This is a genomic window from Roseateles sp. GW823-FHT07B05 (assembly GCF_058794515.1).
Genome location: NZ_JBXAGX010000020.1, coordinates 18,070 through 41,594 on the forward strand (window position 1 = coordinate 18,070; position 23,525 = coordinate 41,594).

The 23,525-nt window shown below is 66.9% G+C and carries 26 protein-coding genes and 1 pseudogene; 8 read left to right on the plus strand and 19 right to left on the minus strand.

All coding sequences use genetic code 11. The annotated features are described in order from the left end of the window. Nucleotides 1-3: 3 nt before the first annotated feature. The 5 genes from epsE to pstS form a co-directional block, all read right to left on the minus strand. Nucleotides 4-825 carry a polysaccharide export protein EpsE gene (epsE, locus tag AC1Q7O_RS25550; protein ID WP_492661875.1) on the minus strand — a complete coding sequence of 274 codons (822 nt, stop codon included), beginning with the start codon at nucleotides 823-825 and terminating at the stop codon, nucleotides 4-6. An 8-nt stretch (nucleotides 826-833) separates the two neighbouring features. Continuing rightward, nucleotides 834-1,811 (minus strand): EpsD family peptidyl-prolyl cis-trans isomerase, encoded by a 978-nt coding sequence (locus AC1Q7O_RS25555; RefSeq protein WP_492661874.1) that lies wholly within the window; start codon nucleotides 1,809-1,811, stop codon nucleotides 834-836. Between the two features lie 251 nt (nucleotides 1,812-2,062). Beyond that, nucleotides 2,063-2,794, minus strand: coding sequence for a bifunctional demethylmenaquinone methyltransferase/2-methoxy-6-polyprenyl-1,4-benzoquinol methylase UbiE (gene ubiE / locus AC1Q7O_RS25560; protein ID WP_492661873.1), 732 nt, complete (start codon nucleotides 2,792-2,794; stop codon nucleotides 2,063-2,065). Between the two features lie 4 nt (nucleotides 2,795-2,798). Further along, the gene (locus AC1Q7O_RS25565; RefSeq protein WP_492661872.1) at nucleotides 2,799-3,191 is read right to left on the minus strand and encodes a gamma-butyrobetaine hydroxylase family protein; all 393 of its coding nucleotides are present in this window, start codon (nucleotides 3,189-3,191) and stop codon (nucleotides 2,799-2,801) included. Nucleotides 3,192-3,201: 10 nt separating this feature from the next. Then, entirely contained in the window at nucleotides 3,202-4,248 is a 1,047-nt protein-coding gene (gene pstS, locus AC1Q7O_RS25570) for a phosphate ABC transporter substrate-binding protein PstS (protein WP_492661871.1), read from the minus strand. Nucleotides 4,249-4,357: 109 nt separating this feature from the next. Here pstS and AC1Q7O_RS25575 point away from each other — a divergent pair, with 109 nt between their 5' ends. Beyond that, nucleotides 4,358-6,391, plus strand: a complete 2,034-nt coding sequence (locus tag AC1Q7O_RS25575; protein ID WP_492661870.1) for a M13 family metallopeptidase — start codon at nucleotides 4,358-4,360, stop codon at nucleotides 6,389-6,391. Nucleotides 6,392-6,515: 124 nt separating this feature from the next. Here the strand turns inward: AC1Q7O_RS25575 and AC1Q7O_RS25580 are convergent, their stop codons facing one another. The 3 genes from AC1Q7O_RS25580 to AC1Q7O_RS25590 all read right to left on the minus strand — a co-directional run bounded on the left by AC1Q7O_RS25580 (nucleotide 6,516) and on the right by AC1Q7O_RS25590 (nucleotide 8,715). Next, nucleotides 6,516-7,478 carry a FecR family protein gene (locus tag AC1Q7O_RS25580; protein WP_492661869.1) on the minus strand — a complete coding sequence of 321 codons (963 nt, stop codon included), beginning with the start codon at nucleotides 7,476-7,478 and terminating at the stop codon, nucleotides 6,516-6,518. 86 nt (nucleotides 7,479-7,564) lie between these two features. Next, nucleotides 7,565-8,056, minus strand: a complete 492-nt coding sequence (locus AC1Q7O_RS25585; RefSeq protein WP_492661868.1) for an RNA polymerase sigma factor — start codon at nucleotides 8,054-8,056, stop codon at nucleotides 7,565-7,567. Beyond that, nucleotides 8,053-8,715 carry a hypothetical protein gene (locus AC1Q7O_RS25590; RefSeq protein WP_492661867.1) on the minus strand — a complete coding sequence of 221 codons (663 nt, stop codon included), beginning with the start codon at nucleotides 8,713-8,715 and terminating at the stop codon, nucleotides 8,053-8,055. Before AC1Q7O_RS25590 ends, AC1Q7O_RS25585 begins: the two co-directional genes overlap by 4 nt. A gap of 134 nt (nucleotides 8,716-8,849) precedes the next feature. Here AC1Q7O_RS25590 and AC1Q7O_RS25595 point away from each other — a divergent pair, with 134 nt between their 5' ends. Next, nucleotides 8,850-9,224: a helix-turn-helix domain-containing protein gene (locus AC1Q7O_RS25595; RefSeq protein ID WP_492661866.1), complete on the plus strand. Its 375-nt coding sequence runs from the start codon at nucleotides 8,850-8,852 to the stop codon at nucleotides 9,222-9,224. Between the two features lie 218 nt (nucleotides 9,225-9,442). Here AC1Q7O_RS25595 and AC1Q7O_RS25600 read toward each other — a convergent pair whose 3' ends face one another. Together AC1Q7O_RS25600 and AC1Q7O_RS25605 are read right to left on the minus strand one after the other, a co-directional pair. Beyond that, a complete protein-coding gene (locus AC1Q7O_RS25600) occupies nucleotides 9,443-10,165 on the minus strand; it encodes an MFS transporter (protein WP_492661865.1) in 723 nt (240 codons plus the stop codon). Between the two features lie 267 nt (nucleotides 10,166-10,432). After that, complete coding sequence (locus tag AC1Q7O_RS25605; RefSeq protein WP_492661864.1) at nucleotides 10,433-12,256, minus strand: S8 family peptidase; 1,824 nt, start codon at nucleotides 12,254-12,256, stop codon at nucleotides 10,433-10,435. Between the two features lie 441 nt (nucleotides 12,257-12,697). On the opposite strand from AC1Q7O_RS25605, the gene AC1Q7O_RS25610 reads away from it, so the two are divergent. Continuing rightward, the gene (locus tag AC1Q7O_RS25610) at nucleotides 12,698-13,162 is read left to right on the plus strand and encodes a hypothetical protein (protein WP_492661863.1); all 465 of its coding nucleotides are present in this window, start codon (nucleotides 12,698-12,700) and stop codon (nucleotides 13,160-13,162) included. On the opposite strand, the gene AC1Q7O_RS25615 is transcribed toward AC1Q7O_RS25610, so the two are convergent. After that, entirely contained in the window at nucleotides 13,146-13,586 is a 441-nt protein-coding gene (locus tag AC1Q7O_RS25615; protein ID WP_492661862.1) for an HIT family protein, read from the minus strand. The two genes, AC1Q7O_RS25610 and AC1Q7O_RS25615, sit on opposite strands and share 17 nt — an antisense overlap. Before the next feature lie 282 nt (nucleotides 13,587-13,868). Here AC1Q7O_RS25615 and AC1Q7O_RS25620 point away from each other — a divergent pair, with 282 nt between their 5' ends. Beyond that, nucleotides 13,869-14,027 carry a hypothetical protein gene (locus tag AC1Q7O_RS25620; protein WP_492661861.1) on the plus strand — a complete coding sequence of 53 codons (159 nt, stop codon included), beginning with the start codon at nucleotides 13,869-13,871 and terminating at the stop codon, nucleotides 14,025-14,027. A gap of 56 nt (nucleotides 14,028-14,083) precedes the next feature. On the opposite strand, the gene AC1Q7O_RS25625 is transcribed toward AC1Q7O_RS25620, so the two are convergent. Genes AC1Q7O_RS25625 through AC1Q7O_RS25635 form a run of 3 tightly spaced genes read right to left on the minus strand, consistent with a single transcriptional unit; the run spans nucleotide 14,084 to nucleotide 16,202 of the window. Beyond that, on the minus strand, nucleotides 14,084-15,052 hold the full coding sequence (locus AC1Q7O_RS25625; RefSeq protein ID WP_492661860.1) for a FecR family protein: 969 nt from the start codon (nucleotides 15,050-15,052) through the stop codon (nucleotides 14,084-14,086). 56 nt (nucleotides 15,053-15,108) lie between these two features. Continuing rightward, entirely contained in the window at nucleotides 15,109-15,603 is a 495-nt protein-coding gene (locus AC1Q7O_RS25630; RefSeq protein ID WP_492661859.1) for an RNA polymerase sigma factor, read from the minus strand. A 5-nt stretch (nucleotides 15,604-15,608) separates the two neighbouring features. Beyond that, nucleotides 15,609-16,202 carry a hypothetical protein gene (locus AC1Q7O_RS25635; RefSeq protein WP_492661858.1) on the minus strand — a complete coding sequence of 198 codons (594 nt, stop codon included), beginning with the start codon at nucleotides 16,200-16,202 and terminating at the stop codon, nucleotides 15,609-15,611. A gap of 145 nt (nucleotides 16,203-16,347) precedes the next feature. Between AC1Q7O_RS25635 and AC1Q7O_RS25640 the strand changes: the two genes are divergently transcribed. Next, nucleotides 16,348-16,629: a helix-turn-helix domain-containing protein gene (locus AC1Q7O_RS25640; RefSeq protein WP_492662766.1), complete on the plus strand. Its 282-nt coding sequence runs from the start codon at nucleotides 16,348-16,350 to the stop codon at nucleotides 16,627-16,629. Nucleotides 16,630-16,840: 211 nt separating this feature from the next. Beyond that, entirely contained in the window at nucleotides 16,841-17,116 is a 276-nt protein-coding gene (locus AC1Q7O_RS25645) for a hypothetical protein (RefSeq protein ID WP_492661891.1), read from the plus strand. Between the two features lie 2 nt (nucleotides 17,117-17,118). Here AC1Q7O_RS25645 and AC1Q7O_RS25650 read toward each other — a convergent pair whose 3' ends face one another. From AC1Q7O_RS25650 to AC1Q7O_RS25665, 4 genes and pseudogenes are all read right to left on the minus strand, one after another. Next, nucleotides 17,119-17,775, minus strand: coding sequence for a PEP-CTERM sorting domain-containing protein (locus AC1Q7O_RS25650; RefSeq protein ID WP_492661856.1), 657 nt, complete (start codon nucleotides 17,773-17,775; stop codon nucleotides 17,119-17,121). A 25-nt stretch (nucleotides 17,776-17,800) separates the two neighbouring features. Beyond that, nucleotides 17,801-19,990, minus strand: coding sequence for a phosphocholine-specific phospholipase C (locus tag AC1Q7O_RS25655; RefSeq protein WP_492661855.1), 2,190 nt, complete (start codon nucleotides 19,988-19,990; stop codon nucleotides 17,801-17,803). A 354-nt stretch (nucleotides 19,991-20,344) separates the two neighbouring features. Then, nucleotides 20,345-20,539: pseudogene (locus AC1Q7O_RS25660) on the minus strand (IS256 family transposase); the annotation flags it as partial. 15 nt (nucleotides 20,540-20,554) lie between these two features. Beyond that, nucleotides 20,555-20,794, minus strand: a complete 240-nt coding sequence (locus AC1Q7O_RS25665; RefSeq protein WP_492661854.1) for a hypothetical protein — start codon at nucleotides 20,792-20,794, stop codon at nucleotides 20,555-20,557. A gap of 210 nt (nucleotides 20,795-21,004) precedes the next feature. Between AC1Q7O_RS25665 and AC1Q7O_RS25670 the strand changes: the two genes are divergently transcribed. Beyond that, the gene (locus AC1Q7O_RS25670) at nucleotides 21,005-21,862 is read left to right on the plus strand and encodes a CmcJ/NvfI family oxidoreductase (protein ID WP_492661853.1); all 858 of its coding nucleotides are present in this window, start codon (nucleotides 21,005-21,007) and stop codon (nucleotides 21,860-21,862) included. Continuing rightward, nucleotides 21,859-22,470, plus strand: a complete 612-nt coding sequence (locus AC1Q7O_RS25675; protein ID WP_492661852.1) for a 2-hydroxychromene-2-carboxylate isomerase — start codon at nucleotides 21,859-21,861, stop codon at nucleotides 22,468-22,470. The genes AC1Q7O_RS25670 and AC1Q7O_RS25675 overlap by 4 nt, the downstream gene beginning before the upstream one ends. A gap of 6 nt (nucleotides 22,471-22,476) precedes the next feature. On the opposite strand, the gene AC1Q7O_RS25680 is transcribed toward AC1Q7O_RS25675, so the two are convergent. After that, the gene (locus AC1Q7O_RS25680) at nucleotides 22,477-23,409 is read right to left on the minus strand and encodes a LysR substrate-binding domain-containing protein (RefSeq protein ID WP_492661851.1); all 933 of its coding nucleotides are present in this window, start codon (nucleotides 23,407-23,409) and stop codon (nucleotides 22,477-22,479) included. Between the last annotated feature and the right edge of the window lie 116 nt (nucleotides 23,410-23,525).

Below are 23,525 nucleotides of genomic sequence, written 5' to 3' on the forward strand. Positions count from 1 at the left end.
GCGTCAAAACAGGCTTTCCTTGACGAAGACCACGTCTCCGTCCTTCACCGCTTCATCCATGGCCTGCTGAATGACCTGCACCTTGCCGTCTGCCCCCTTGCGGTGCACACGAATGCCCCGCTCGGTGCCGCGCTGGTTCAAACCGCCGCCGGCGGCGAGCACCTGCATTAGCGTCATGCCGCGTTCCAGCCGCATCGGACCGGGGCGCTGCACTTCGCCGTAGATGTAGACCAGCGGTGCGCGGTCCACCCACAACACGTCGCCGTTCTGGATCAGCACATCGTTGGCGCGGTTCTGCTCGGCGCTGAACACGTTGGGCAGGTCGATCTCCTGGCGGAAGGGCTTGCCGTTGCGGGTGCCGGTCAGCACCAACTGGTCGCCGCCGGTGCCGGCCACGCCGCCGGCGGTGGCCAGCAGGTCGGTCAGGCGCATGTCGGCCGTCTCGATGGGATAGCGGCCCGGGCGGTTGACCTGGCCCAGCACGCTGGCCTGGTTGCCCTTGACCTGCAGCAGCGTCAGCGTGACCTGGGGCGACTTCACGAAGTTGCCGCTCTTCAGGCCGTCGGCGATGAGCTTCTCGGCGGCGCTGACACCCAGGCCACCGATGCGGATGTTGCCCAGCAGCGGGAAGCTGACGACGCCCGATTCGGAGACCCGAGTCTCCAGGGTCAGGTCGGGGTTCTGGTAGACGACGATGCGCACGACGTCGCCGGAACCGAGCCGGTACTCGGCCGAGGCGGCAGCAGCGGGCGCGACGGCCTGGGCATGCGCGCAAAGCGCACCCAGCCCCAGCGTGGCGGCGACAAGCAGTTCGGAGAGACGCATCTTCATCATCATTTCAGGCCCATGCCCTTGGAGATGGAAGCAGGATCCAGGCCACTGGCGGCCGGGGCGGGCGCGGGTGCTTCGGTGGGCGCCGGTGCGGGCGCAGGCGCTGCGGCCGCCGGTGCACTGGCCGCCGCGGGTGCGGGCTGCGCGAACTTGCCGACGTACTCGATCTTGGAACTGTCACGCAGCGCCTTGATGTCCTTCTGCACGACCTCGGCCTTGCGCTGGTTCAGCAGGAAGGCCTCGATGGCGGGACGGGCGCGGGCCTCGTCGACGGGCTGGCTGCGCGAGCCGACCAGGAACAGCACGGTGATGCCATTGGCCGCGGGGCTGACCATGGAGTCGCCGTCCTTCATGCGAGCGATGCCGTCCAGGCTGGACAGCGGCAGTTGCTCGGCGGCGCGCACGGCCTGGTTGCCGGCGAAGCGGAAGTCGTTGGCCTTCAGGAAGTCGACGAACTCGTTGAGGTTCTTGGCGGCACCCAGCTTGGCGCGCAGCACATCAAACTGCTCGGGCTTGGCCTCGATCTGCAGTTCCTGCAGGCTGTAGATGCGGCGATCCTTGAACAGGGCCGGCTTGTCGTTGTAGTACTTGGCGATCTCTTCGTTGGTGGGCTTGGCAACGCTTTCGCCGACGCGCTCGACATAGGCGCGGGCGATGATCTCGCGCTTGGCAGCCTCGATCTGCTGCACGACGCGCGGGTCACGGTCCAGTTTCTGTTCCTGGGCCTTCTGCACGGCGAGTTCCTGATCCACGAGGCGCTCCAGCACCTGGCGGCTCGCGGCTTCGGCCTGCTCGGGCTTGAGGCCCGGCTGGCGCTGCAGCACGAAGTTGATCTGGTGGACCGTGATCTCTTCCTTGTTGACCTTGGCCGCCGTCTGGGAGGCCTTGTCGCCCTTGTCACCACCGCATGCCGCCAGCAGCACCGCGGCCGACACGGCGGCGAGCAGCGAAACGCGGGTGTTGATGAGTCGCTTTGCCATCTTTTCGATGTCCTTGTTGTGCGTAGAAAGGGGTCCAGGCCCGGGTAACAAACGAGTGTAGCGGCCGGATATGTCGCTTCTATGGGGCGCTTGTCCCGGATAAAAGTGGGCCGAACCCGCGGTTAGAGCCCTTTCAAGGGACAAGTTCCATCGCCCCCACGTATTTGGGGGGGATCGTGAAACCCGGAAGTAACGGCGGCCGGGAAAACCGGCCGTCTGAAGTCAGTGCGCCAGGGGCGCGGAGGGCGACGTCAACACTTGATGCCGGCGTGCAGCGCGACGATGCCGGCGCTGAGGTTGTGCACGTCCACGTGGCCGAAGCCGGCCGTCTTCATCATGGCCTTCAGCGTCGCCTGGTCGGGATGCATGCGGATGGACTCGGCCAGGTACTTGTAGCTGTCGGCGTCTCCGGCGAACAGCGAGCCCAGCTTGGGCAGGATGTTGAAGGAGTACCAGTCGTAGGGCTTGCGCAGCGGCTCGGCGATGCGCGAGAACTCCAGCACCAGCAACCGACCACCGGGCTTCAGCACACGGCACATCTCGGCCAGTGCCACATCCTTGTGCGTCATGTTGCGCAGGCCGAAGGCGACGCTGACGAGATCGAAGCTCTCGTCCTTGAACGGCAGTTTCTCGGCATCCGCCAGGCTGGTGGGCAGGATGAGTCCTTCGTCCAGCAGCCGGTCTCGGCCCTGGCGCAGCATGGCCTCGTTGATGTCGGTGTGGACGACCACGCCAGTCTCGCCGACCTTGCGGGCGAAGGCGCGCGACAGGTCGCCCGTGCCACCGGCGATGTCCAGCGCGCGCTCGCCCGGCTTCAGGTTGGCGACCTGCAGCGTGTAGGCCTTCCAGGCCCGGTGCAGGCCGGCCGACATGAGGTCGTTCATCAGGTCGTACTTGGACGCGACCGAGTCGAAGACGCCGCGAACCTTGCTGGCCTTCTCAGCCTCGTCGACCGTGCTGAAACCGAAATGTGTCTGGCTCATGGAATTAGTGTGAGTGGCAGGAGCCGCCGCCCTTGACGGGCACGGCGTCGTCGCGCGCCTTGCCGGCGGCGGCGAGGCGGGCTTCGTAGTCGCGCCACAGCGCGTCCTGCTGGCTGCCGAGCTTGTAGAGGTAGTCCCAGGTGAACAGCCCGCTGGCGTGGCCGTCGCTGAATTCGGGGCGCACGGCGTAGTGGCCCACGGGCTCCAGCCCGGTGACGACGACATCGCGCTTGCCGGTCTGCAGCACCTCCTGGCCCGGGCCGTGGCCCATGACCTCGGCCGAGGGGCTGTAGACCCGCATCAGCTCGAACGGGATGCGAAAGCGCGCACCGTCGTCGAAGGCGACTTCCAGCACACGGGATTGCTGGTGGACGGTGATGTCGATGGGGGCGGGCATGGTCGGCAGTTTAGAAGCTCTGGTAGGCCGGCATCTGGCCGTCCTTGGGCCGGACCTGCGTGAAGCGCACCGCCAGGCGCGACTGCACGCTGACCGGCAGCGGTGCGAAGCCGGTGCCGCGGGTCAGGTCGTCGCCGTGCATGAAGCACCAGTACAGGAATTTCAGCGCCCCCAGCGCCTTGGCGCCTGTGGCCGGCTCGGCATCCACCAGCACGAAGCTGGTCAGCGTGATGGGCCAGGCGTCATTGCCGGCACGGTCCAGCAGCGTCGCGAGGTCGTCGCCCTGGCGGTGCATGTCGCTCTCCAGGATGGCGACGCGGAAGCCCGACTCGGTGGGCAGCACGAAGCGGCCGGCGGCGTTGCGCAGCTTCACGGCGGACAGCTTGTCGCGCAGCACGCGGTCGAAGGACACGTAAGCGATGCCGCCAGGCGTCGCGCGCAGCGTCTGCACCATGCCGTCGTTGCCCTCGGCCTTCAGCGGCTCGCCGGGCCAGGCCGGCGCCTGGCTGGCACCCACCTCATCCTTGAACCGAGCGGAGGCGCTGGCCAGGTAGCGACTGAAGCCGTCGCTCGTGCCCGACTTCTCGGCGCGCACGACACGCTTGATGGGCCAGGCCGGCAGCGCGGCACCCGGGTTCAGCGCAGCAATGCGGGTGTCACTCCAGACCTTGACCCGGCCCAGGAAGATGTCGGCCAGCAGTTCGCCGTCCAGCTGCAGCGGCGCCGCCAGGCCCGGCAGGTTGACCACCGGCACCACGCCACCCACCAGCATGGGGATCTGCACCAGCTTGTGCTTGGCCAACTCGGCGGCCGGCAGCGGCGCGTCGGTGCCGCCGAAGTCCACCTGACGCGCGGTGATCTGCTTGATGCCGTCACCCGAGCCGGTGCCCTTGTAGGCCACCGTGCCGCCGCCCGCCTTCTCGAAGGCCTTGGCCCAGGTGGCGTAGACCTTGGACGGGAATGTGGCCCCCTGCCCTTGCACCGACTGGGCGATGGCGGAGGAGGCCAGCAGCAACGTGGCGGCGAGGGTCAGGCACAGGCGCCGGAGGGAAAGCATGGATCGGCCAGGGAACTTGGTGAAAACCCGCAATCATGCCCTGTGTCTTCCAGCCCGCTGCGGCGGCGGGGGCTCTAATCCGGCGTTTCCACGGCTTTGCGCACACTCCATGCCACGCTTCACCCGCCACCGCCTGGCCCTCGCAGCGACCCTGCTGGCCCTGGCCGCCCAGGCACCCGCGCTCGACCTGAGCAGCCTGTCCAAGGACATCCAGCCCTGTGACGACTTCTACGGCTTCGTCAACGCCACCTGGGAAGCCGCCACGGAGCTGCCCGCCAGCCGTGCGCGCATCGGCAGCTTCGAGCAGCTGCGCCAGGCCAACGACGAGCTGCTGAACCGCGCGCTCAAGGAACTGGCTGACAAACCGGCGCAGCAGACCACGCCGGGCCTCAAGCTCATCGCCGCCTACTACGCCAGCGGTATGGACGAGGCCGCCATCGAGGCGCGCGGGCTGACCTCCATCACGCCGCTGCTGAACCGCATCGACGCGCTGCAGCGCCGCGAGGACCTGCCCACCGTGCTGGCGCTGCTGGCGCGGGGCGGCGTGGCCGCGCCGCTGGGCTGGGCCGTACAGCCCGACCGCAAGGACACGCGCCGCAACGTGCTGGCGCTGGGCCAGTCGGGCCTGGGCCTGCCGGACCGCGACGACTACTTCCGCAGCGACGAGCGCACCCGCGCCGTCACGGCGGCCTACCGCACGTTCGCGAAGACGGTGCTGGCCGCCGCCGGCCGCCCCGCCGCCGACGCCGACGTGGACGCCGTGCTGGCGCTGGAGACCCAGCTGGCCGAGGCCTCGCGCGAACGCGCCAAGCTGCGCGACCCCAACGCCAACTACAACGCGATGACGCCGGCCGAGCTGGGTGCCGCCGCGCCGGGGCTGGACTGGCCGGCCTACCTGGCCGTGCTGACGGCCGGCGCCAAGACGCCGCAACGCCTCATCGTCAGCCAGCCCGAGTTCGCCACGCGCGTCGCCAAGCTGGCGGCCGACACACCGCTGGACGTCTGGCGCAGCTACCTGGCGCTGCGCGTGCTGGACACGACCGCGCCGCGGCTGCCCAAAGCCTTCGCCAACGCGTCGTTCGAGTACCGCGGCAAGGCCATCACCGGCCTGCAGGCGCCGGCACCGCGCAGCGAGGACGTCATCCAGCAGATCGGCGGCCGCTATGGCACCGAGCCGGTGGCGCTGGCTCTGGGCGAGCTGTTCGTGGCCCGCGCGTTCTCGCCGGAGGCGCAGCGGCGCTCGTCGGCGCTGGTGGAGGACATCCGCGCCAGCATGAAGGAGCGCATCGAGAAGCTGGACTGGATGACGCCGCCCACCAAGGCCAAGGCGCTGGAGAAGCTGGCCCGCATGCAGCCGATGATCGGCGCGCCGGAAAAATGGCCGCAGTACGAAGGCTTGCAGCTGAGCACCAACGACTACGCCGGCAACTGGCTGAAGGTGGCGCTGTGGCACAGCGGCCAGCAGGCCAAGGACCTGGACGCACCGGTCGAACGCACCCGTTGGCGCACCAGCCCGCACATCGTCAACGCGTTCGCCGGTGGGCTGAACCAGATCACCTTCCCGGCCGGCATCCTGCAGCCGCCGTTCTTCGACGCCAAGGCCGACGACGCGGTCAACTACGGCGGCATCGGCATGGTCATCGGCCACGAAATCACGCACCACTTCGACGACAGCGGTCGCAACTACGACGCCGGCGGCTCGCTGACGGACTGGTGGACGCCTGCCGACGCCGCCGGCTACAAGGCCCGTGCCGACAAGGTGGCTGCCCGCTACGGCGCGATCTCGCCGCTGCCGGGCTACAACATCGACGGGCGGCTGACGCTGGGCGAGAACATCTCCGACGTGTCGGGGCTGCCCATCGCCTACGAGGGGCTGCAGAAGGCCCTCAAGCGCGGCGGGCCGGCAGCCAGCAAGCTCGTCGACGGGCAGACGCCGGCGCAGCGCTTCTTCCTGAGCAACGCGCTGATGTGGCGCACCAAGGTGCGCACCGAGTTCCTCATCAACCAGCTGCGCACGGACTCTCACTCGCCTGCCCGCTACCGCGTCGTCACGCCGATGAGCAACACGCCCTACTTCGGGCAGGCATTCAACTGCAAGCCGGGCAGCGCGATGGTGGCGGCGGATCCGTTGACGGTGTGGTGACCTCGAACTTTCGTTGAGTCGCCGAGGCACCGTGCCAGCCATTCATCGTGCAGCCGATAGACGCCTCGCGGGCGTCGTTCAATGGATTGAAAGCGCAAGCGTGGCCCTCGCCCACTGCGAGGGCCTACTGTTGCGCGAGCTCCAGCCAATGCCCGTGATGGCGCACAAGCAGGCCGTGCAGGCTTGCCATGGCCTGGGCGAAGCTGGCGTTGTCACCTGTCTTGACCATGCCGCTCACGCGCTTCTCTCCGGCAGCGCCCAACACGACGATGGGCAGGCGGTCGTAGCGGTTCATCTCGGCCGCCGCGTCGAGCAGTGACACGTTGTCAAAGGCGGCCTCGCCCCGCCGCCAGGCCAGCAACTGATCCATCGGAGGTCGATCCACGCGGGTCGCCGTGCCGGGGTGCCACGCTTCACCGGCACGATTGAGGCGCAGGCGCTGCCCGGGCGTCATGACCCACGATCGTTCCTGCCAGCGTCCCTCCCCGGCGGCGCTTCGCACCACCACTTGGCCTTCGACCAGGGTGACGGCCAGAGCCGGGTCGCCCGGCGTGGCCGCGGGCAACGCCTGCACCAGGAATGCGGTGCCGGTGGCGACGACGTCCGTTTCAACAGCCTTCACGACGAAGGGGCGACTTGCATCCTTGGCGACCTCGAACAGGGCTTCGCCGCGCTCCACGTGGACGGTCCGTTGCGCCTTCCCAAAATCCACGCGGATCCGCGTGGAGGTGTTCAGCGAGAGGCGGCTGCCGTCCTGAAGCACCACGATGCGCTGTTCGCCGACGCCGGTGTCATAGGTGATACCGGGTCGCCAGGGTGAGGGTGCCATCACGCCAGCCACCAGTACCAGGGCAATGGCCTGCACGGAGCGACAGGCCAATGACCGCCCTGCCCTGCCGCCGTTCGTCAGTTTGCGGGCTGACGTGGCGGTGGCGTAGTCCGTGAGCGTGAGTCCTGCCACGTCCTGCCAGGTGTCGGTGCAACGCTCAAAGGCCAGACGGTGTACGGCCGAGCGTGCCTGCCATGCGAGGCATTCGCTATCCATCTGCGGGGTACGCTGACCACCGTGCAGGCGGGTGATCCACACGGCGGCCTCAGCAGCCACGTCCTTCGGCACAGGCAGCGATCTCTCCGGCAGCGCAGCCGCTTCACAGGCCCGACGGCGAAGCATCGCTACCAGCCTTCCATCCAGGTCGTGAGCTGCAGCGTGGCCTTGGCGATGTGCTTGTGGACGGTCGTGGTGCTCAGGCCCTGCAGCCGCGCGATCTCGACGATGGTCAGGCCGTCAATCCGGTGGGACAGGAAGATGTTCCGGGTCGTCTCGCTCATGCGACTGATGCCGACGCTCATGCGCTCAAGCCGTTCCTTGGCGAGGAGCGTGGCCTCGGCCGTCGGTGCAAAGTCGATGAGGACGATGTCCTCCACCAGGACTTCCTCGCCTCGGGTGGCCTGTGCGCGATGGGCATCAATGGACAAGTTGAGCGCGGTGCGCATCAGGAATGCTTCGGGACGCTCGACGGGCTGTTCGCGCTCGTAGCAGGCCAGCCGGACCCACGCTTCCTGCACCAAGTCATCGGCTTCGTGTGCGTTGCGGCCGCGGCGCATCAGGGCGCCGCGCACACGCGCCAGCGTCTCGCGCCAGTTCCTGACCAGCGCGCCTGTCATTTGCCGGCCGCCGGCCCTGACGCGAGGGCGTGAAGAGTGCCAGCTTGCGACCACCGGGGCCTGGTTGAACGCGACCTGGGGAGTCCCTGCAACTGGCGGTCGGCGTTCTCTAGGGTGTCCAAGACGAAGGCCGCGGCAGCGCCCTCGTCCGCAAATGGCCCGTGGCGCTCGATTGCACGCTCTAGGCTGAGCTGAAGAAATTCTGCTTTAGCCACGGCCGCCTCAAGCGCAGCCCAGCGCTTGGCGCTGAACCGGCGAAGGTGCGAAGGCGGCACGGCAGCCTTCCGGTCGTCGGTCCGAAGCAATGGGACGGCGTCGGGAAACCGGGAGGCGACATCCTCGTCAGCTTCAGCGCAGCACGCCTCCATGCGCTCGATGCCGCGGTCACGCAGTTCATCAAGGACGGCGGGCAGTGGCACTTGTCGAGGCCATGCGCCCAGAAGCTCGTACTCTGCCTGTCGAAACGTTCCGAGCGCCCAACGCCAATGGGATTGCTTGATGGCGCTCCCGCTTTTGACGGGTAACCGGAGGACGTTGAACTCTGCGAGGAGGTACCTGCAGCAGAGCGGTTTGGAGAGCCATGCGGACTGGCTCACGACGAGGCGGGACGCGGGGTGATGACGCGTACCGAACTTCACGGCAGATGATTGGCTGGTCATCGCTTCTCCTGTCAGCGCCCCTGCATCAAAGCCGCAACCCGATGCAATTCGTCGCCCATCAAACCAACATATTTGATTCTGGCGCAACAAGACCCCTAAGGCAACCATCTACGTTGACTAACCGCCCAACAAGAATGGTTGACAAAGCCCGCGGGCAACCGCCTCTCGAAGAAGCAACTCATACAGAGTTGCCGCTCCGCCTCGGGCGCAACCTCGCTGCGCGGCGGAAGTCCCTCGGCTTGACGCAAGCGGGGATTGCTGAGCGGCTCGGGGTAGATACCGAGACCTTGTCGAGGTTCGAGCGCGGCAAGCACGTCCCGTCGCTGTTGACGCTGGAACGGCTGGCCGCCATCTTGAATGCCACCTGTGGTGACTTGCTGGCAGAGGATCCGCCAGCGCCCTCCTCGCAGGCACTGGCGATGCAGACATGGCTGGCGGGCCTCAGCGAGAGGGACGCAGCTTTTGCCATGCGCATGCTCAAGGCCTTCTGCGAGCATCACGCTCGATAGATAGCTTGGGAAGCTTCCAACGCTCAGGGGCGGATGTGCTCAGGCGGCGCAAACTGAGCTCCTCGCCACCCGCTTTCGAACGGTGCCTAGCGCAGGCGAGTTGAAGCTGCTGCGAGCTGGCCGGCAGATCGCGGTCGAGTACGCTTTGGACGGATTGATTGGCCGGGGACCGCTGCGCCTGGAGGCACGATGGCTCCATCGTCCTCCGGGTGTCGGTGTCAGGAGGAAGTTGTGCGCGCCTGTCCGCCGCTAGGCATCGGAATCCAGGGGAACAAGGCAAGCGGAAGCAGACCGCATGCGAAGGTCCAGGCAAAGAAGTGGGGGTAGCCCACGTTCAGCTGGATATCACCGCTGACCGTCTTCGCCAGCACAAAGCCAAGCTGCATGACACCGGAGCCCAAGGCGTAGTGAGCCGTCTGGTAGCGGCCAGGTGCGACAGCCTGCATGATGAACAGCACCATGCCCACGAAACCGAATCCGTAGGCGAGCATCTCGAGCCCGATCGCCGCGCTGATCGTCCAGGACTGCGTCGGCAGCATCATGCTCAGCGCGTAGAAGACGGCTCTGGGAACCATCATGGCGATGACGAGCACCGGCATGGCGCGGCGCAGTGACCACCAGGACGTGAAGTAGCCTCCCAGGACGGAGCCCACAAGGAAGGCTGCGGTGCCGACGGTCCCGTAGGCCAGGCCGACCTGGTCGCAGCTCAGTCCCAGTCCTCCCTTGTCTCTGGCCTCGGCGAGAAAGAGAGGACCGATGATCTGCGTCTGCCCTTCGCCAAGGCGGAAGACGATGATGAACAGCATCATTTTCCAGATGCCTGGCTTACGAAGCAGCTCGGCAAGGACATCGACGAGGCGCACGACCCCGGTGGACGGCCGGCGCGGATTCGGCAGCGCCCGTGCATTCCAGGCCGCCAGCACGGCCAGCAGCGCGGCCACCCTCTCAGCGCTCGGCTTCCAGGGTGACAGCTGCGCTGCCACTTCATGGACCCGCGTTCGCGACCTGAAGGCGCGGCTGGGTCAAACAGGACGTGCCACCTGAACAGGGGCGCGGCTGCGGGAAGCCGGGGCTTCATTCGATTGGCAAGCAAGAGGGCCTGAGCACGGTAGGAAACCGAACTCAGGCCCTGGCCGGTGAAGTCAACCCTTCAACCCGTTGAAGTCACTCCAGATCGGCCGCGCATCGCATTCATCAGAAGCAGCCACTCACCACTGCAGCTTGAGCGTGTAGGCGCCGGTGCCGCTGTAGCGCAGCACCTGCACGTACAGCGTCACGGCGCTGGAGCCGCCGTTGGCATACGTGGTGCTGTCCACCTGGCCAGCGGCCTTCTCGCTCTTGGCCAGCGTCGCGCCGGCGCTGTTCTTCACATAGAGGTCGAAGTCGTTGCTGCTGCTGGCCATGGTCAGCGTGGCGCTCAGCGTCTTGCCGGCGGGCAGCGTCACCTTGAAGTAGTCGGTGTCGCTGGTGGAGCCGATGGTGCCCGCCACGTTGGCCGGTGCCGAGACGGTGTTGGCCGTCGCGATCGTGCCGTTGGACTCAGTCTCGTTGACCGTCGGCAGCCCGCCCGTGCCGGTGATGGCTGCCACGGCGGCGGCGGCGTCCAGGATGCCAGAGCCGCACTGCGAGCAGGTGCCGGGGAAGGCCCGCGCGCTGCTCTGCAGGGCAGCCTTGACCTGGTCCGGCGTGGCGGTGGGCTTGGCGCTCAGCATCAGTGCGACGACGCCGGCCACGTGGGGCGTGGCCATGGAGGTGCCCTGGTAGTAGGCGTAGCTGTCGGCGCCCGGCGCCTTGGTGCCGGCGTTCAGCGTGCTCAGGATGCCGTTGCTGCTGGACGAGCGTACGTCGCCGCCCGGCGCAGCCAGCGTCACGATGGACCCGTAGTTGGAGTAGTAGGCGCGCGCACCGTTGCGGTCCGTCGCCGCGACGGTGATGACGCCCGAGCAGTTGGCCGGGTTGGAGTTGCTGGCGTTCTGGTTCTCGTTGCCGGCGGCGACGACCACCACCGTGCCGCGCGAGCGGGCGCTGTTGATGGCGTTCTGCGACGTCGTGTCGCAGGCACCGCCGCCGCCCAGCGACATGTTGATGACGCGCGACGGCGTTGCGTTGGTGGGCAGGCCGCTGACGGTGCCGCCGGACGCCCAGATCATGCCGTCGGCGATGTCGGAGGTGTAGCCGCCGCACTTGCCCAGCACGCGCACGGGCTGGATCTTGGCGTTGAAGGCGATGCCCGCGATGCCGGACGAGTTGTTCGTCTTGGCCGCGATGGTGCCGGCCACGTGCGTGCCGTGCCAGCTGGAGTTGGACGCGGGATCGCCGCTGCCGCACTCGTTGGCTGCCACCCAGTCACCCGGGTCGCTGGGGTCGCTGTCACGGGCGTTGCCGTCGTTGGACACCGCGGTGTCGTTGATCATGTCGTAGCCGGCCACGATCTGGCCCGACAGGTCGGCATGCGGGCGGATGCCGGTGTCGATGACGGCCACCGTGACGCCCGAGCCGGTCGCCAGGTCCCACGCGGCCGGCGCGCGGATGCCGCCGGTGGTCTCGTACAGGTCCCACTGCGAGCTGTAGCTCGAGTCGTTGGGCGTCATCAGCGGGTACATCTTGCGGTCAGGTTCCGCGTAGGCGATGTTGGGGTCGGAGGCCTTCAGCTCGGCCGCCACGCGCTCCAGTTCGCCATGCGACAGCGCCTTGTTCAGCTTGAACACGTGGGCGCCGGTGCCGGTCTGGCGCAGCAGCTTGGCCTGGGCGCCGCGCAGACCCAGCGTGGTGTTGACCGAGCCCAGTCGGTGGGACATGGCGGTGGCATCCACGCTGCGGGCACGCATGACGCGGCCGTCGGCCGCGTCGGCCTCGGCGGCGTCGCGGTAGCCAATGATCAGGCGGTCGGTGGCCGGGGCGGCGCGTTGCACGATGCTGGCCAGGCCGACGTCGACCTGGGTGTTGGACACGCCGGCCTGGCCGACGCCGGTCGCCAGCAGGCCGCAGGCCAGAGCGATCAGGGATTTCCGGTTTGCAAGGACAAAACTCATCTTGGTGATTCCGCAAAAGTCGCCGTGGCGTACGGCGTGCCGGCTCGGCCCGTGGGATCTCCACATTGGGAACACCACCCTTGTTGTCGATGGCTCGCCGGCGGGATCTCTCCCAAGACTTCTTGCCCCTCTGCCAGCCTGGTGCTTTCCGAAGCGGCGCGCAGTGTCTTCCTGGCACGAAACCAGGGTTGTCACCCACCGCAGCGACAGAAGTCACCCTAGCGGGCAAACACGGATGGCAGCCCATGACGAATGGGATGCAAGGGCGTTGCCACGGAGTCGCGGCGCGAGTTCAGTTCGGCCTCGATTTTCGGCAGGCCATCGCACGCTGGCGGCATCTCATCACTTGCGCCTTGGGCCCGTTCGAACAGGCACCTAGCCTGAGCACAGGTCGACGCAATTCCGCGTCTCCAGCCCCACCGTCAAGTCCAGGAGTCCACCATGTCCACATCCACCTCTTTCACCCGCCGCCTGCTCGCCGGCGCAGCCCTCCTGACGCTGGCCGCCGGCCCTGCGCTGGCGCAGAACAGCGGCATGGAGCGCGTCGAAGTGCGCGGCGGCCGCGTGCTGGAAACGGTGCCGCGCCATGACGTGCGCATGGCCTGCAGCGCCCTTGAAGAAGAGTTGCAGACCGCGCTGGCCCGCACCTGGGTCGACGAGGGCAAGTACGGCGAGGTGAAGGTGCAATTCGTGCTGGAGAACGGCCGCGTCAGCACCGTGCAGGCGCGCGGCGTGTCCAGCACCATCGCCCGCCAGGTGCGCGCCGCCATGCACAAGGTGGACTGCACGTCGAGCACGACGGCCGACGCGCAGGTCTACCGCTTCAGCGTCGACTTCGTCGACCCGCAGGCCAGCGCCGACACGCGCATGGCTGCACGCAGCATCCGCATCAGCAGCGGCGGCTGATCGCCGCGGCGATGGCGGCGTCCACCGCCGCCAACGGCTGCGCGAGGCGCGCGGCCGCACCGCCCGCCACCTCGTCCCGCTGCGGCGCGGCCCACACGGGTGCGGGGAAGTGGCTGTCCCAGTCAAAGCGGGCGATGACGTGCCAGTGCAGATGCGGCACGGCATTGCCCAGCGCGGCCAGGTTGACCTTGGTTGGCGCCAGCAAAGACCTTAGGACGCGCTCGATCTCGGTGACAGCGTCCATGCAGGCGTGTCTGTCCGTATCCGCCAGGTCGCTGAACTCGGCGACATGGGCATTCCAGATGAGCCGGTAGAACGCCGGGAAGCGGCGCGCTTCGTCGCCATCGACGACGCGGATGACGCGGAATTGGTCGGTGCGCGCGACGACGAGGCCGCCGTCGGTGGTGCACAAGGGGCAGGTCATGTGATGCGGGGTTGGATTTTCAAAGCACTCCGGAGAACGCGCCAGCGCTCGCTCCATCCGATTCGATCTAGGTCGTTGGTACACAAACGGCCAGCGCCGCTTCTTGAATCCAACCAACGCAACCAAGTGCTGTGATTTTCATCGAAGACACGACGTGATCGACGACTCTCCGAAGGCAGCGACCCGACTCGCCTGCCAGTCAAGGACACCACGGCGATCGAAGCGATCAAGGAGCCGGCGGCTCCCTTGCGCGCTGCGTTTCCACAGATAGTCGATCTCCTCATGCGACGACGCGCCGACCTGCTGCCGGAGGCCGTGATCGATGCCTACGTCGACTGCGATTGGCTCAGCTGGCGAGGCGGCAGCCTCAAACTGACGACGGTCGGCGAGAACATCTGCGCCCAGCTGCCCAACGAAGCACGCCTGCACGCGCAGGCCTGACCCGCAGGCAATGTCTGCGGGTCAGCCGTACTTTGTCGCGTTTGTTGAACGGCGCGCTATTTGATCGCCAGTTCCAACCGATCGCCCCGCGAGCGGACCACCAGACCATACAAGTCGGCCAGCGCGTCGGCGAAGCCCACGCTGTCTCCCGTACGGTAGGCGCCGCCTACACGCAGGCCCCTCAACTCTTCGCTCTCGAGGGTGATCTGCTTGATGCTGTAGCGGTTCATCTCGGTCACGGCTTCAGCCAGCGGGACGTCGTCGAGAAGCACCTGCCCACGACGCCAAGCCAACGCCTGGTCGACGCGCGGCCGATCAACCTGAACCGCGTCACGCTTCGAGGGGTGGCCGATGCGAACACGCTGCCCGGGCGTCATCACCAGCGGCACGGCCGGAGATCGCCCCGGGCTCCGGCCGGCACCCTGAACCACCACCTGCCCTTCGATCAGCGTCACGGCGAGGGCCTCATCGGCCTTGAGGTCCTGGCTGTAACGGACCACGAACTCAGTGCCTGTGGCGACGACCTCGGTTCCTGCCACTTGCACCACGAAGGGTCGGCTGGCGTCCTTGGCGACTTCGAACAGTGCCTCGCCCTGCTCCACCGTCACCAAGCGCCGCGCCTCGGTCAGCTGGATACGGATGTCGGTGGCCGTGTTCAGCGTGACACGGCTGCCGTCGGCCAGGACGATGAGCCGCTGTTCGCCCACGCCGGTGCTGTACGTCTCGGTCGGCCACTGTCGCCAGGCGACCACGGACACACAGCCAAGCGCTGCGGCGGCCAGCGCCAGGCGCCTGCCCTTGCGGCCGTTCCGGTGGACTGGGTTGTCGGAAGGCACCGCGGGAATGTGGTCACGCAGGAGCCCGGCAACGTCCTGCCAGGTGTCGGTGCAGCGCTCGAAAGCCAGGCGGTGTGCGGCCGACTTCGCCTGCCATGCCAGGCAGGCGCGCTGCACCGCCCGGGAGTTGCCGGGCCCATGCAGCCGGGCCAGCCACACGGCGGCCTCTGCGGCGATTTCCTGGGTCACGAACGGCTGCTCGTCTCGCGCCCCGGGTGTCGCAGGCGCATTCGGCGGTTGCACGGCTACCAGCCTTCCATCCAGCTGGTCAGCCGCAGAGTCGCCTTGGCAACGTGGTGATGAACCGTCGCGACGCTGATGCCATGCAGCTTTGCGATCTCGGTGTAGGGCAGGCCATCGATGCGATGGGCCAGGAAGACGTCCCGGGTTTTGTCGCTCAGACGTCCCAATCCCACGTTGAGGCGCGCCATGCGCTCCTTGGCCAGCAGCACAGCCTCCATGGACGGCGCCGTGTCGATGAGCACGACGTTCTCCAGCAGCACGTGTTCTCCGCGGCCCGCGCTGGTGCGATGGGTGTCGATCGACAGGTTGAGCGCCGTTCGCATCAAAAAGGCCTCGGGCTGCTCGACAGGCTGCTTCTCATCCTCGTAGCGGACCAGGCGCAGCCAAGCCTCCTGAACGAGGTCATCCGCCTCGTGCGCAGTACGGCCACGGCGCTGCAACGCACCCCGCACCCTCGCCAGGACGTCTTGCCAGTTCTTCAGCAGCCGAGCGGACATGACAGTCAGGCCGCGATGGCCATGGCGGCGATGAAGGCTCCCTGCCCAAAGGGCGCGGGGTGCTTCCGGTCCCAGCGGTCGCGCAGCAGATCGCGATCCGCGCGTTGGAAGGCTTGGGCGATGAAGTCGGCGGCTGCGGCCGGGTCGGCAAATGGGGCTTGGCGCCGGGCAACGCGCGAAAGGCGCGCCTGCAGATGCTGGCCGGCGACGTCGGTCCAGCGGACAGCACGTCGCATGCGGGAGCCCAGGCTCCCGAACTCGACAAGCTGCGCGGTCGTGTTCCGACAGACCTTGGGTCGCAGGCCAGCCATCGCTTCCAGAAGGCGATCCTCGGCGGCAATGGCTTTGATGCGCTCGATGCCCCGGTCATGGAGGTCCCTGGCAATGCGCTGGGCTGTGCCCTCGCCTTCACCCTGCCATGCGCCGAGCGCCTCGAACTGGCCGTCCGCGAAGAAGCCAAGCGCCCAGTGCCATTCGGCAGGCACGGGGGCGCCTTCTTCGATCATCGGAACGCTCAGCTTGCTGAACCGGGCAACCAGGTATCGGCAGCACAGCGGGCCGCTGAACCAGCGGGGGGATTCACAGAAGAAGTAAGCCATAGGTCACTCTCCTCAATGTGGCAAAGCGTCAGGAGTCACCTCACCCTGATGTCACGTATTTCGTGACGACGAATTATGCACCTGTTACGAGACTCGTGACATGCCAACAAATGAGAGTTCAGCAACAACCGTTGTCGGGCGGCGTATGCGTGCCCGGCGAGAGGCGCTGGGCTGGTCTCAGGAGAAGTTAGGCGTACTCATCGGTATCGATGAGTCCAGCAGCCGGGCAAGAATCAGCCGGTACGAGTTGGGCGTTCATGAGCCGGCCGTCGCAACCGCAAGATTGCTCGCCGACGCCCTGGGCGTATCGCTCCCGTACCTCTACTGCGAGGATGACGAGGTGGCGAAGCTGCTAGAGGCGCTGTACCAACTTCCTGCCGCGCAACGAGCGCGTCGCGCTGCCCAGTTCCTTACCTCTTTGGCGTAGTGGGGTGAGCGGTGTCACCGCTTTGATCACAGATCAAAGGCTGTTTATTGGATCTACTGCCTTCAGGCAGCAGACTGGACATACACATCGAAAGCTGTGAGTTCCGTTTACAGCCTAGAAGTTGTATGTCTCAGTTCGTCGTCCGCACGCCCGTCAACTGCCCTACCTGCTCCAGGCTTTCCGCAAGGGGGCCGGCCTGACCCAGGAAGAGGTGACCCTGCAGCAGGGGGTCTCGCGGCAGACGTACTCCTCGATGGAGAGGTACGCAGACAAGGTGGGGTCCGCCAGGCTGCTGCGGCTGTTCAACAGCCTCGGTGTCGAGGTCGCGCTAGGCAAGCAGCTGGCGCCCACCACGGCTTCTGGCTCACCAAGCCACCAGCCAGCCTGGTGCCATGGGCCGTCGCTCGCACACCCGCACGCCGGGCCTGTGGATGAACGGCGCCCGGGTCGGCACCTGGAGCCTGTTCCAACGCGCCCGACGTCCTGAGATCAGCGGCGACGCCGTGCCGCCAGGCCGCCCAGCAGGCTCAGGCCTGCCAGCGCATAGGCCAGCGTGCTGCCTTCCGGCACGCTGCTGACGACGAACGACAGGCTGTCGGCATAACCGTCGTTGTCGCCACCACCCACGCGCTCCATCGACAGCGAGAACTGCAGCGACGTCGTGCCGAGGGGCAGTTCACCCGACGCGGTGCGCAGGAACAGGCCGGTCTGGTTGTTGCGGTCGGCCGGCGTCACCGGACCGATGCTGGCGGAGCCGATCTCGTTGCCCACCGTGTCGAGGAACGACACGTAGAGCAGCGCGTTGTCGCCCTGCTCCGCCCAGCCGCCGAGATAGCCGCTCAGGTCGTAGTGCAGCGACTGGCCAGCCAGCGCGCCGCCGAGCTCGATGGTCTGGAAGCCTGCAGCCTGTGCCGTCAGGCCGGTGAACATCTTGCTGCCGCGGTTTGCCGGGCCGGGCTGCGTGGGGAGCACCCAGTTGCTGCCGTAGTTCACGGACTGGAACATCGAGTAGCCGTCGAAGCCTGTCCAGCCGGCAACGCCGCTCTCGGCATCGCCGTTGATGATGAGATTGGTGCCGAGCGTGGCTTGCGCCTGCGCGCTCAGGCTGAGCGCCATGAGTGCCAGGGCGAGGGTGTGCTTGATCATGAAAGTCTCTTGATGCGTGAAGGATTCAGGGGCGGGTCTGGTCGAGCACGGCGGGGCCATGCATGGCCGGGTCGCTGACGGAGGGTTCGCCGTTCTCCAGGTGGCCCGCCAGGCGTACGCCGAAGCCGGCGACCTCGGTGGCCTTCAGGCTGAAGTCGTACCAGCGGTGCTCGCTGTCCACAGGGGCACGCACGGTCTGCACTGTGCCGGCCGCGACGATCCAACTGCGGTTGGGCACAGAGGCATAGCGGTGCGCCTGCAGCACGAAGGTGCAGGGCTTGGTGCCCGCGTTGCGAAGCTCCAGCACCAGCTCCAGGAAGACGCGGTCGGCCTTCACCGTCACACCGGGTTGGGCCTGGGCCACGCCGGGCTTGGGCAGGTTGCCGGTGAAATGGCGGTGGAAGCCATTGGGGCCCAGCACCCACAGGTCGTAAGCGGCGCCGGCAGCGCCGGTCCAGACGCCATCGAGCTGCTTGCCGGCCTCGACGGTGTAGCGGCGCGGGATCTGGTCCAGCGCGAGACGGTTGTAGACGTGGAAGACCGCGCCGGCCTCGCCGGCGTTCTCGAAGCGCAGCGTGACGCCGGATGCCGCGGCGTTCGCCTGTACCTGCAGTTCGTACGGCAGCGCGCGCGCCATGCGCAGGCCGGCCTCCTGGATGGGCGCAGCCAGCGTGGTGGGCGTAACCGGCGTCTTGGTACCGGGCAGCGTCAGCGCGCGGGCACGCAGCGCGGCGGTGGCCGGCAGGTTCTGCACGAAGGCACTGTCTTCGGGGTGAGCGAAGTCGAAGCAGCCCACCAGGTTGCCGCTGACCGCGCGGCGCCACGGCGTGATCAACGGCTCCTGCACGCCGAAACGGGCCTCGATGAAGCGGATGACCGACGTGTGGTCGTGCACCTGGGAGTTGACCCAGCCGCCTTTGGTCCACGGCGACACGACGTACATCGGCACGCGCGGCCCCATGCCGTAGTTGCGGTGCTGGTAGGTCGGCGAGCTGCCGTTGAGCACGTGGTGGTACTCGCCGGTCGTGTCCACGGTCGAAGCGCCGGCGAAGACCGCCTTGGCCGGGTCGGCGTCGTAGGTCTGGTACGACGGCGCCGCTGGCGGCGGCAGGTGGTCGAAGAAGCCGTCGTTCTCGTCGAAGTTGATGAACAGCACGGTCTTGGACCAGACCTCCGGGTTGGACGTCAGCGCGTCCAGCACGCGGGCCGTGTAGTCGGCGCCCGACGCGGGGCTGGACGGTCCCGGATGCTCGGAGCCCTCGGCGGTCGCGACGATCCACGACACCTGCGGCAGCCGGCCGGCCTGCACGTCGGCCTTGAGCATGTCGAGGTCACGCGTGCTGACGCCACGCGCCTTCAGCTGCGCCGAATAGCCCGGACGGCCGTACCAGGCGTCGCGGAAAGGACGGAAACCGGCGAGCGAGTTGTCCGTGAAGTTGTCATCCATGTTCTGGTAGACCTGCCAGGAGATGCCGGCGGACTGCAGGCGCTCGGGATAGGTCGTCCAGGTGTAGTCGGTGGCCGGGTTCTCGTTGAACCAGTCGTGGCTGTTGTCGGTGGACGGGCCGCCGGCTTGCGCCAGCGGGTCGTTGCCGCCGCTCCACAGGAACAGACGATTCGTGTTGGTGCCGGTCTGCGTGGCGCAGTGGTAGTGGTCGCACAGCGTGAAGGCCCGCGCCAGCGCGAACTGGAACGGGAGGTCCGCTTCCTTGAAATAGCCCAGCGAATGGGCCTGCTTGGCCGCGGGCCAGTTGTTCATGCGGCCGTGGTCCCACGCGGCCTGCGCGTCGGTCCACGAATGCGGCGTGCCGGCGACGCGCATGACGGAGAAGTCCTGCTGCGTGTTCAGGTGAAAGGGCGCGATGGCCGTGCGCTGGCCACCCCAGTCGGGCCGGCCCGGCACCTTCGCGCCACCGCCGTTGGGCTGCACGAACACGGTCTTGCCGGTGAAGGTACCGGGGCGGTCAAGCGTCGGCACCGGAAACGGGTCGGCAAAGCCGCGCACGCCGGCCAGCGTGCCGAAGTAGTGGTCGAAGGAGCGGTTCTCCTGCGTCAGGATGACGATGTGCTCGACATCGTGCAACGTGCCGGTGCGCTGGTTGGCGGGGATGGCCAGCGCTCGCTGGATGGCGGGCGGGAAGCTGGCCAGCATGGCGCTGGCGCCAGCGGCCTGGCCCAGGCTGCGCAGGAAGCCGCGGCGATCATTGGGGGACATGGGGGCACTCCGGAGAGAAGAGTCGGGATGGCGGGCGACTCTAGGAATGCGATGTGCAGCGCCTGTGACGGGACATGCACTCAGCGGGGCACGACTGCCCCCTGAATCAGCGACGGTCTCGGAAGATCCGACACGGGACTTTCATCAGAGAGTCGAAATGCACCAGCCATGCTCCTCGCCGCGGCTCGCGCAACTGGCGACGGCCAAGCCCTTGAACCGGCGTTCAGCGCGTGACTTCCCCGTCGGATCTGGCGGGCGCGATGGACTCTGACGCGCCCCGCCGGGTAAGGGCAACGCACCGTTAGTCTTACCGTTTCACAAGAAGATCGACGTCCGGCCACAGCACGTGCATGGGCCGAATCGAAGGTTCAACTCATAGCCCAGCATCTGCTCGATCAACGCCTTCATGATGGCCATTGAGGCCTGCTGGATCTCCTGGGCGGTCATCGGCCCCATGACGAACTGATCAAGCAGTTCCTGGGGAATCTTCGGCAGCGCGGCCGACCTCGCGCCGATCTCCGCGTTCTTCAACTTCGTCCTGCTCGGCATTCATGCGCCTGATGGTCAGGCTATCCCTTGCAACGCCGCCAAGTGCTCGCGCTTCTCGCCTATCCCGATTCTGCAGCGCGGCATGCCGGTGACGAGGGCAGCGTCCGCCTTTGAGACCCGCGTCACATCGCCCGGCGAAAGAATCAGATCGGCGAGGCAGCCGTCTCGCGTCAACCAGGCCGTGCCTGTCAGGCACGTGACCCACACGTCTCTTGAAGTGGTGATGCGGTAGGACTTCGCGAACTCGACATCCACGGCCGTGGGGCTCCGGGGCTTTCTCATCCACATCATGCTGGCACCGCCTCATCGAACTGACGGGGTCATTGAAGCGTTCACGGCGCCCCTCATCAAACGACTTTCCCGCCTCACGACATTCCGGCAGCGCATGCGGAGGAACCAGAAAGTTGATTGAGGCAACTGCCTCGGCTGGGTTCAATGGGGCTGTGTGCAAGAGCCGAGACCCCCATGACGTCGCAACCTGACCGGCCGGAACTCCGGGCGGGGCTGAACTACCTGAAGCCCACAACTGAGCGCCCCTACAGCTATGTCTGCGAGCCACCGCCAGGCATGCCCTGGGAGAATTGCGAGTACGACCTGCACCAGACGCTCATCGCCGATGCCCGCCAGGCCAGCGAGAGACCTTGCCTCGAACGTGAAGGCTTCGCGCTGTGGGATGCGCCGACCACGGTCACGGACTTTCTCGATCAGGAGGCGGTCAAGGCGATCTACTACCGGGAAGCCGCCGAACTGGCGCTTGCCGCCACCGGGGCACGGCAGGCCCATGTCTTCGATCACCTGGTCCGTCGGCGCGAGGTGGGCCGCAGCGCCCTGAGCTTTGGCCGAAGCTCAAGCGCAGGCATGGCCGCTGCCAACGGCCGCATCCACAACGACTACACCGAGGCCTCGGGCCGCAGGCGATTGGCTCTGGTCATTGGCGACGCGCAAGCGGCCGCTCGCGTCGGGCGTTACGGCATCGTCAACATCTGGCGTTCCATCAAGGGGCCGGTGCTGGACACGCCGCTCGCCGTTTGCGATGCCTGCACGGTCAGCGCGGGGGACCTTGTCGAAAGCGAGGTTCGATACCCTCGCCGGACCGGGGAAATCTATGTCGCGAGGCATTCACAGCGGCATCGCTGGTCCTACCTCCCGGAGATGGACCGCCACGAGGCGCTGGTATTCAAGCAGTACGACTCCCAGCTCAGCGGCGTGGCCCGTTTCACCCTGCACACGGCCTTCGACCTGCCCGAGATTCCGACCGACGCACCGCTTCGCGAGAGCATCGAGTTGCGCTGCCTGGTCGTCTATGAGAGCGAAGAGCCATGAACGCGAACTCCAACCCCAAAGCCATCGAGTTCTGGTTTGAGTTCACGAGCAACTACAGCTATCTGAGCGTGATGCGCATCGAAGCGGCTGCGGCCCGGCTGGGCGTGGATTTGCGCTGGCGGCCCTTTCTGCTGGGCCCGATCTTTCGCAACCAGGGCTGGAACAACTCGCCCTTCGTGCTGCAGAAGGCCAAGGGGGACTATGTCTGGCAGGACATGGCGCGAGAGTGCGAGAAATACGGCCTGCCCTGGACGCGGCCCTCGACATTTCCGCGCCCCTCCCTGCTGGCGATGCGCGTGGCGCTGGTCGGTGCAGGGCAAGGCTGGATGGGTGCCTATTGCCGGCGGGTGATGACGCTCAACTTCGTGGAGGACAGCGAGATCGAATCGCGTGAAGTACTGGCGGAGGTGCTCACCCAGTTCGGCCTGCCGGCCCAAGCCATCCTTGATGAGGCGGTGTCCGACGCGAACAAGCTGCGCTTGCGCCACCAAACCGAGGCCGCAGCGAGCCGTGGCGTGTTCGGCGCGCCCATGTTCTTCGTCGGCGACGAGATGTTCTGGGGCAACGACCGCCTGGAGGATGCGTTGCTCCGCTGCAGGCAGGACTGAGAGAGCCTACGCAGCGCCGGCCCCGATGAGCTCGCGCGAGCTCTGCGCTTCGCTCACGATCCACTCCGCCACACGGTGCACATCCGCCCGCGGGTGATCGCTGGCGGAGATGAGCCAATAGGCGTGCGCCATCTCGGCGCCTTGCTTGGGCGGGGCCAGCAACACCAGCCTGCCTTCGTCGATCAGGGGTTGGATCAGTTCCAGCCGCCCCAAAGCCACGCCCTGGGCATCGAGGGCCGCCTGGATCACCTGATCGTATTGATTGAAATGAAGGACGCCCCGGTGCTTCACATCGGACCAACCGCGGGCGCTGAGCCAGTCCCCCCATTGCAGCCAGGGATGCATCGGGTTGTCGAACTCCAGCAGCGACAGCTTGGCCAGTGCTTGAACCGAGCGCAAAGACTTGAGCCCCAGGGATGGATGCGCAACCGGTGCGACGGACTCGCCGAACAGGCGGACGGCCCCCTCAGGCGCCAAGGCCGCCGTGGTGTAACGGATGGCCAGGTCGATGCCTTCGGTTCGCAGGTCTGCCACCCGGTTGTTCGCCGAGACACGCAGGTCCACGCCGGGATGGCGCTTCTGGAAGCGGCTCAGCCGCGGCAACAGCCACAAGCCCGTGACGCCAATGGTCGCGCTCAACACGACGGGCTTGAGTAAGCCGGTCCTTTGGATCTCGCCCACCACATCCTGCAACTGCTGCACTGCGCCATCGGCACTTCGAAACAGGCGCTCACCCTCGGGCGTGAAGGCGATGGAGCGGTAGCCCCGCACCAGCAGCTTGACGCCCAGTTGCTCCTCCAGGGCGTTGATCTGGCGGCTGACCGCCGATTGCGTGAGGCACAGGTCCTGCGAGGCGAGCGTGATGCTCATGCGCCGCCCGACCGCGACAAACCCGCGGACGAGATCCAGGAAGGAAAGGCGAACGAGGGGCAGTGACATTCCTGTGGCGCATGTGGTGCGACGAGAAGATCGATTGAAGCACGGGCCCGGAAATTCTGTAATGGCCGCCAAGAGAGGTCGTGTGCAAACCCATTCTTCGCCGTCGCCATCAACAA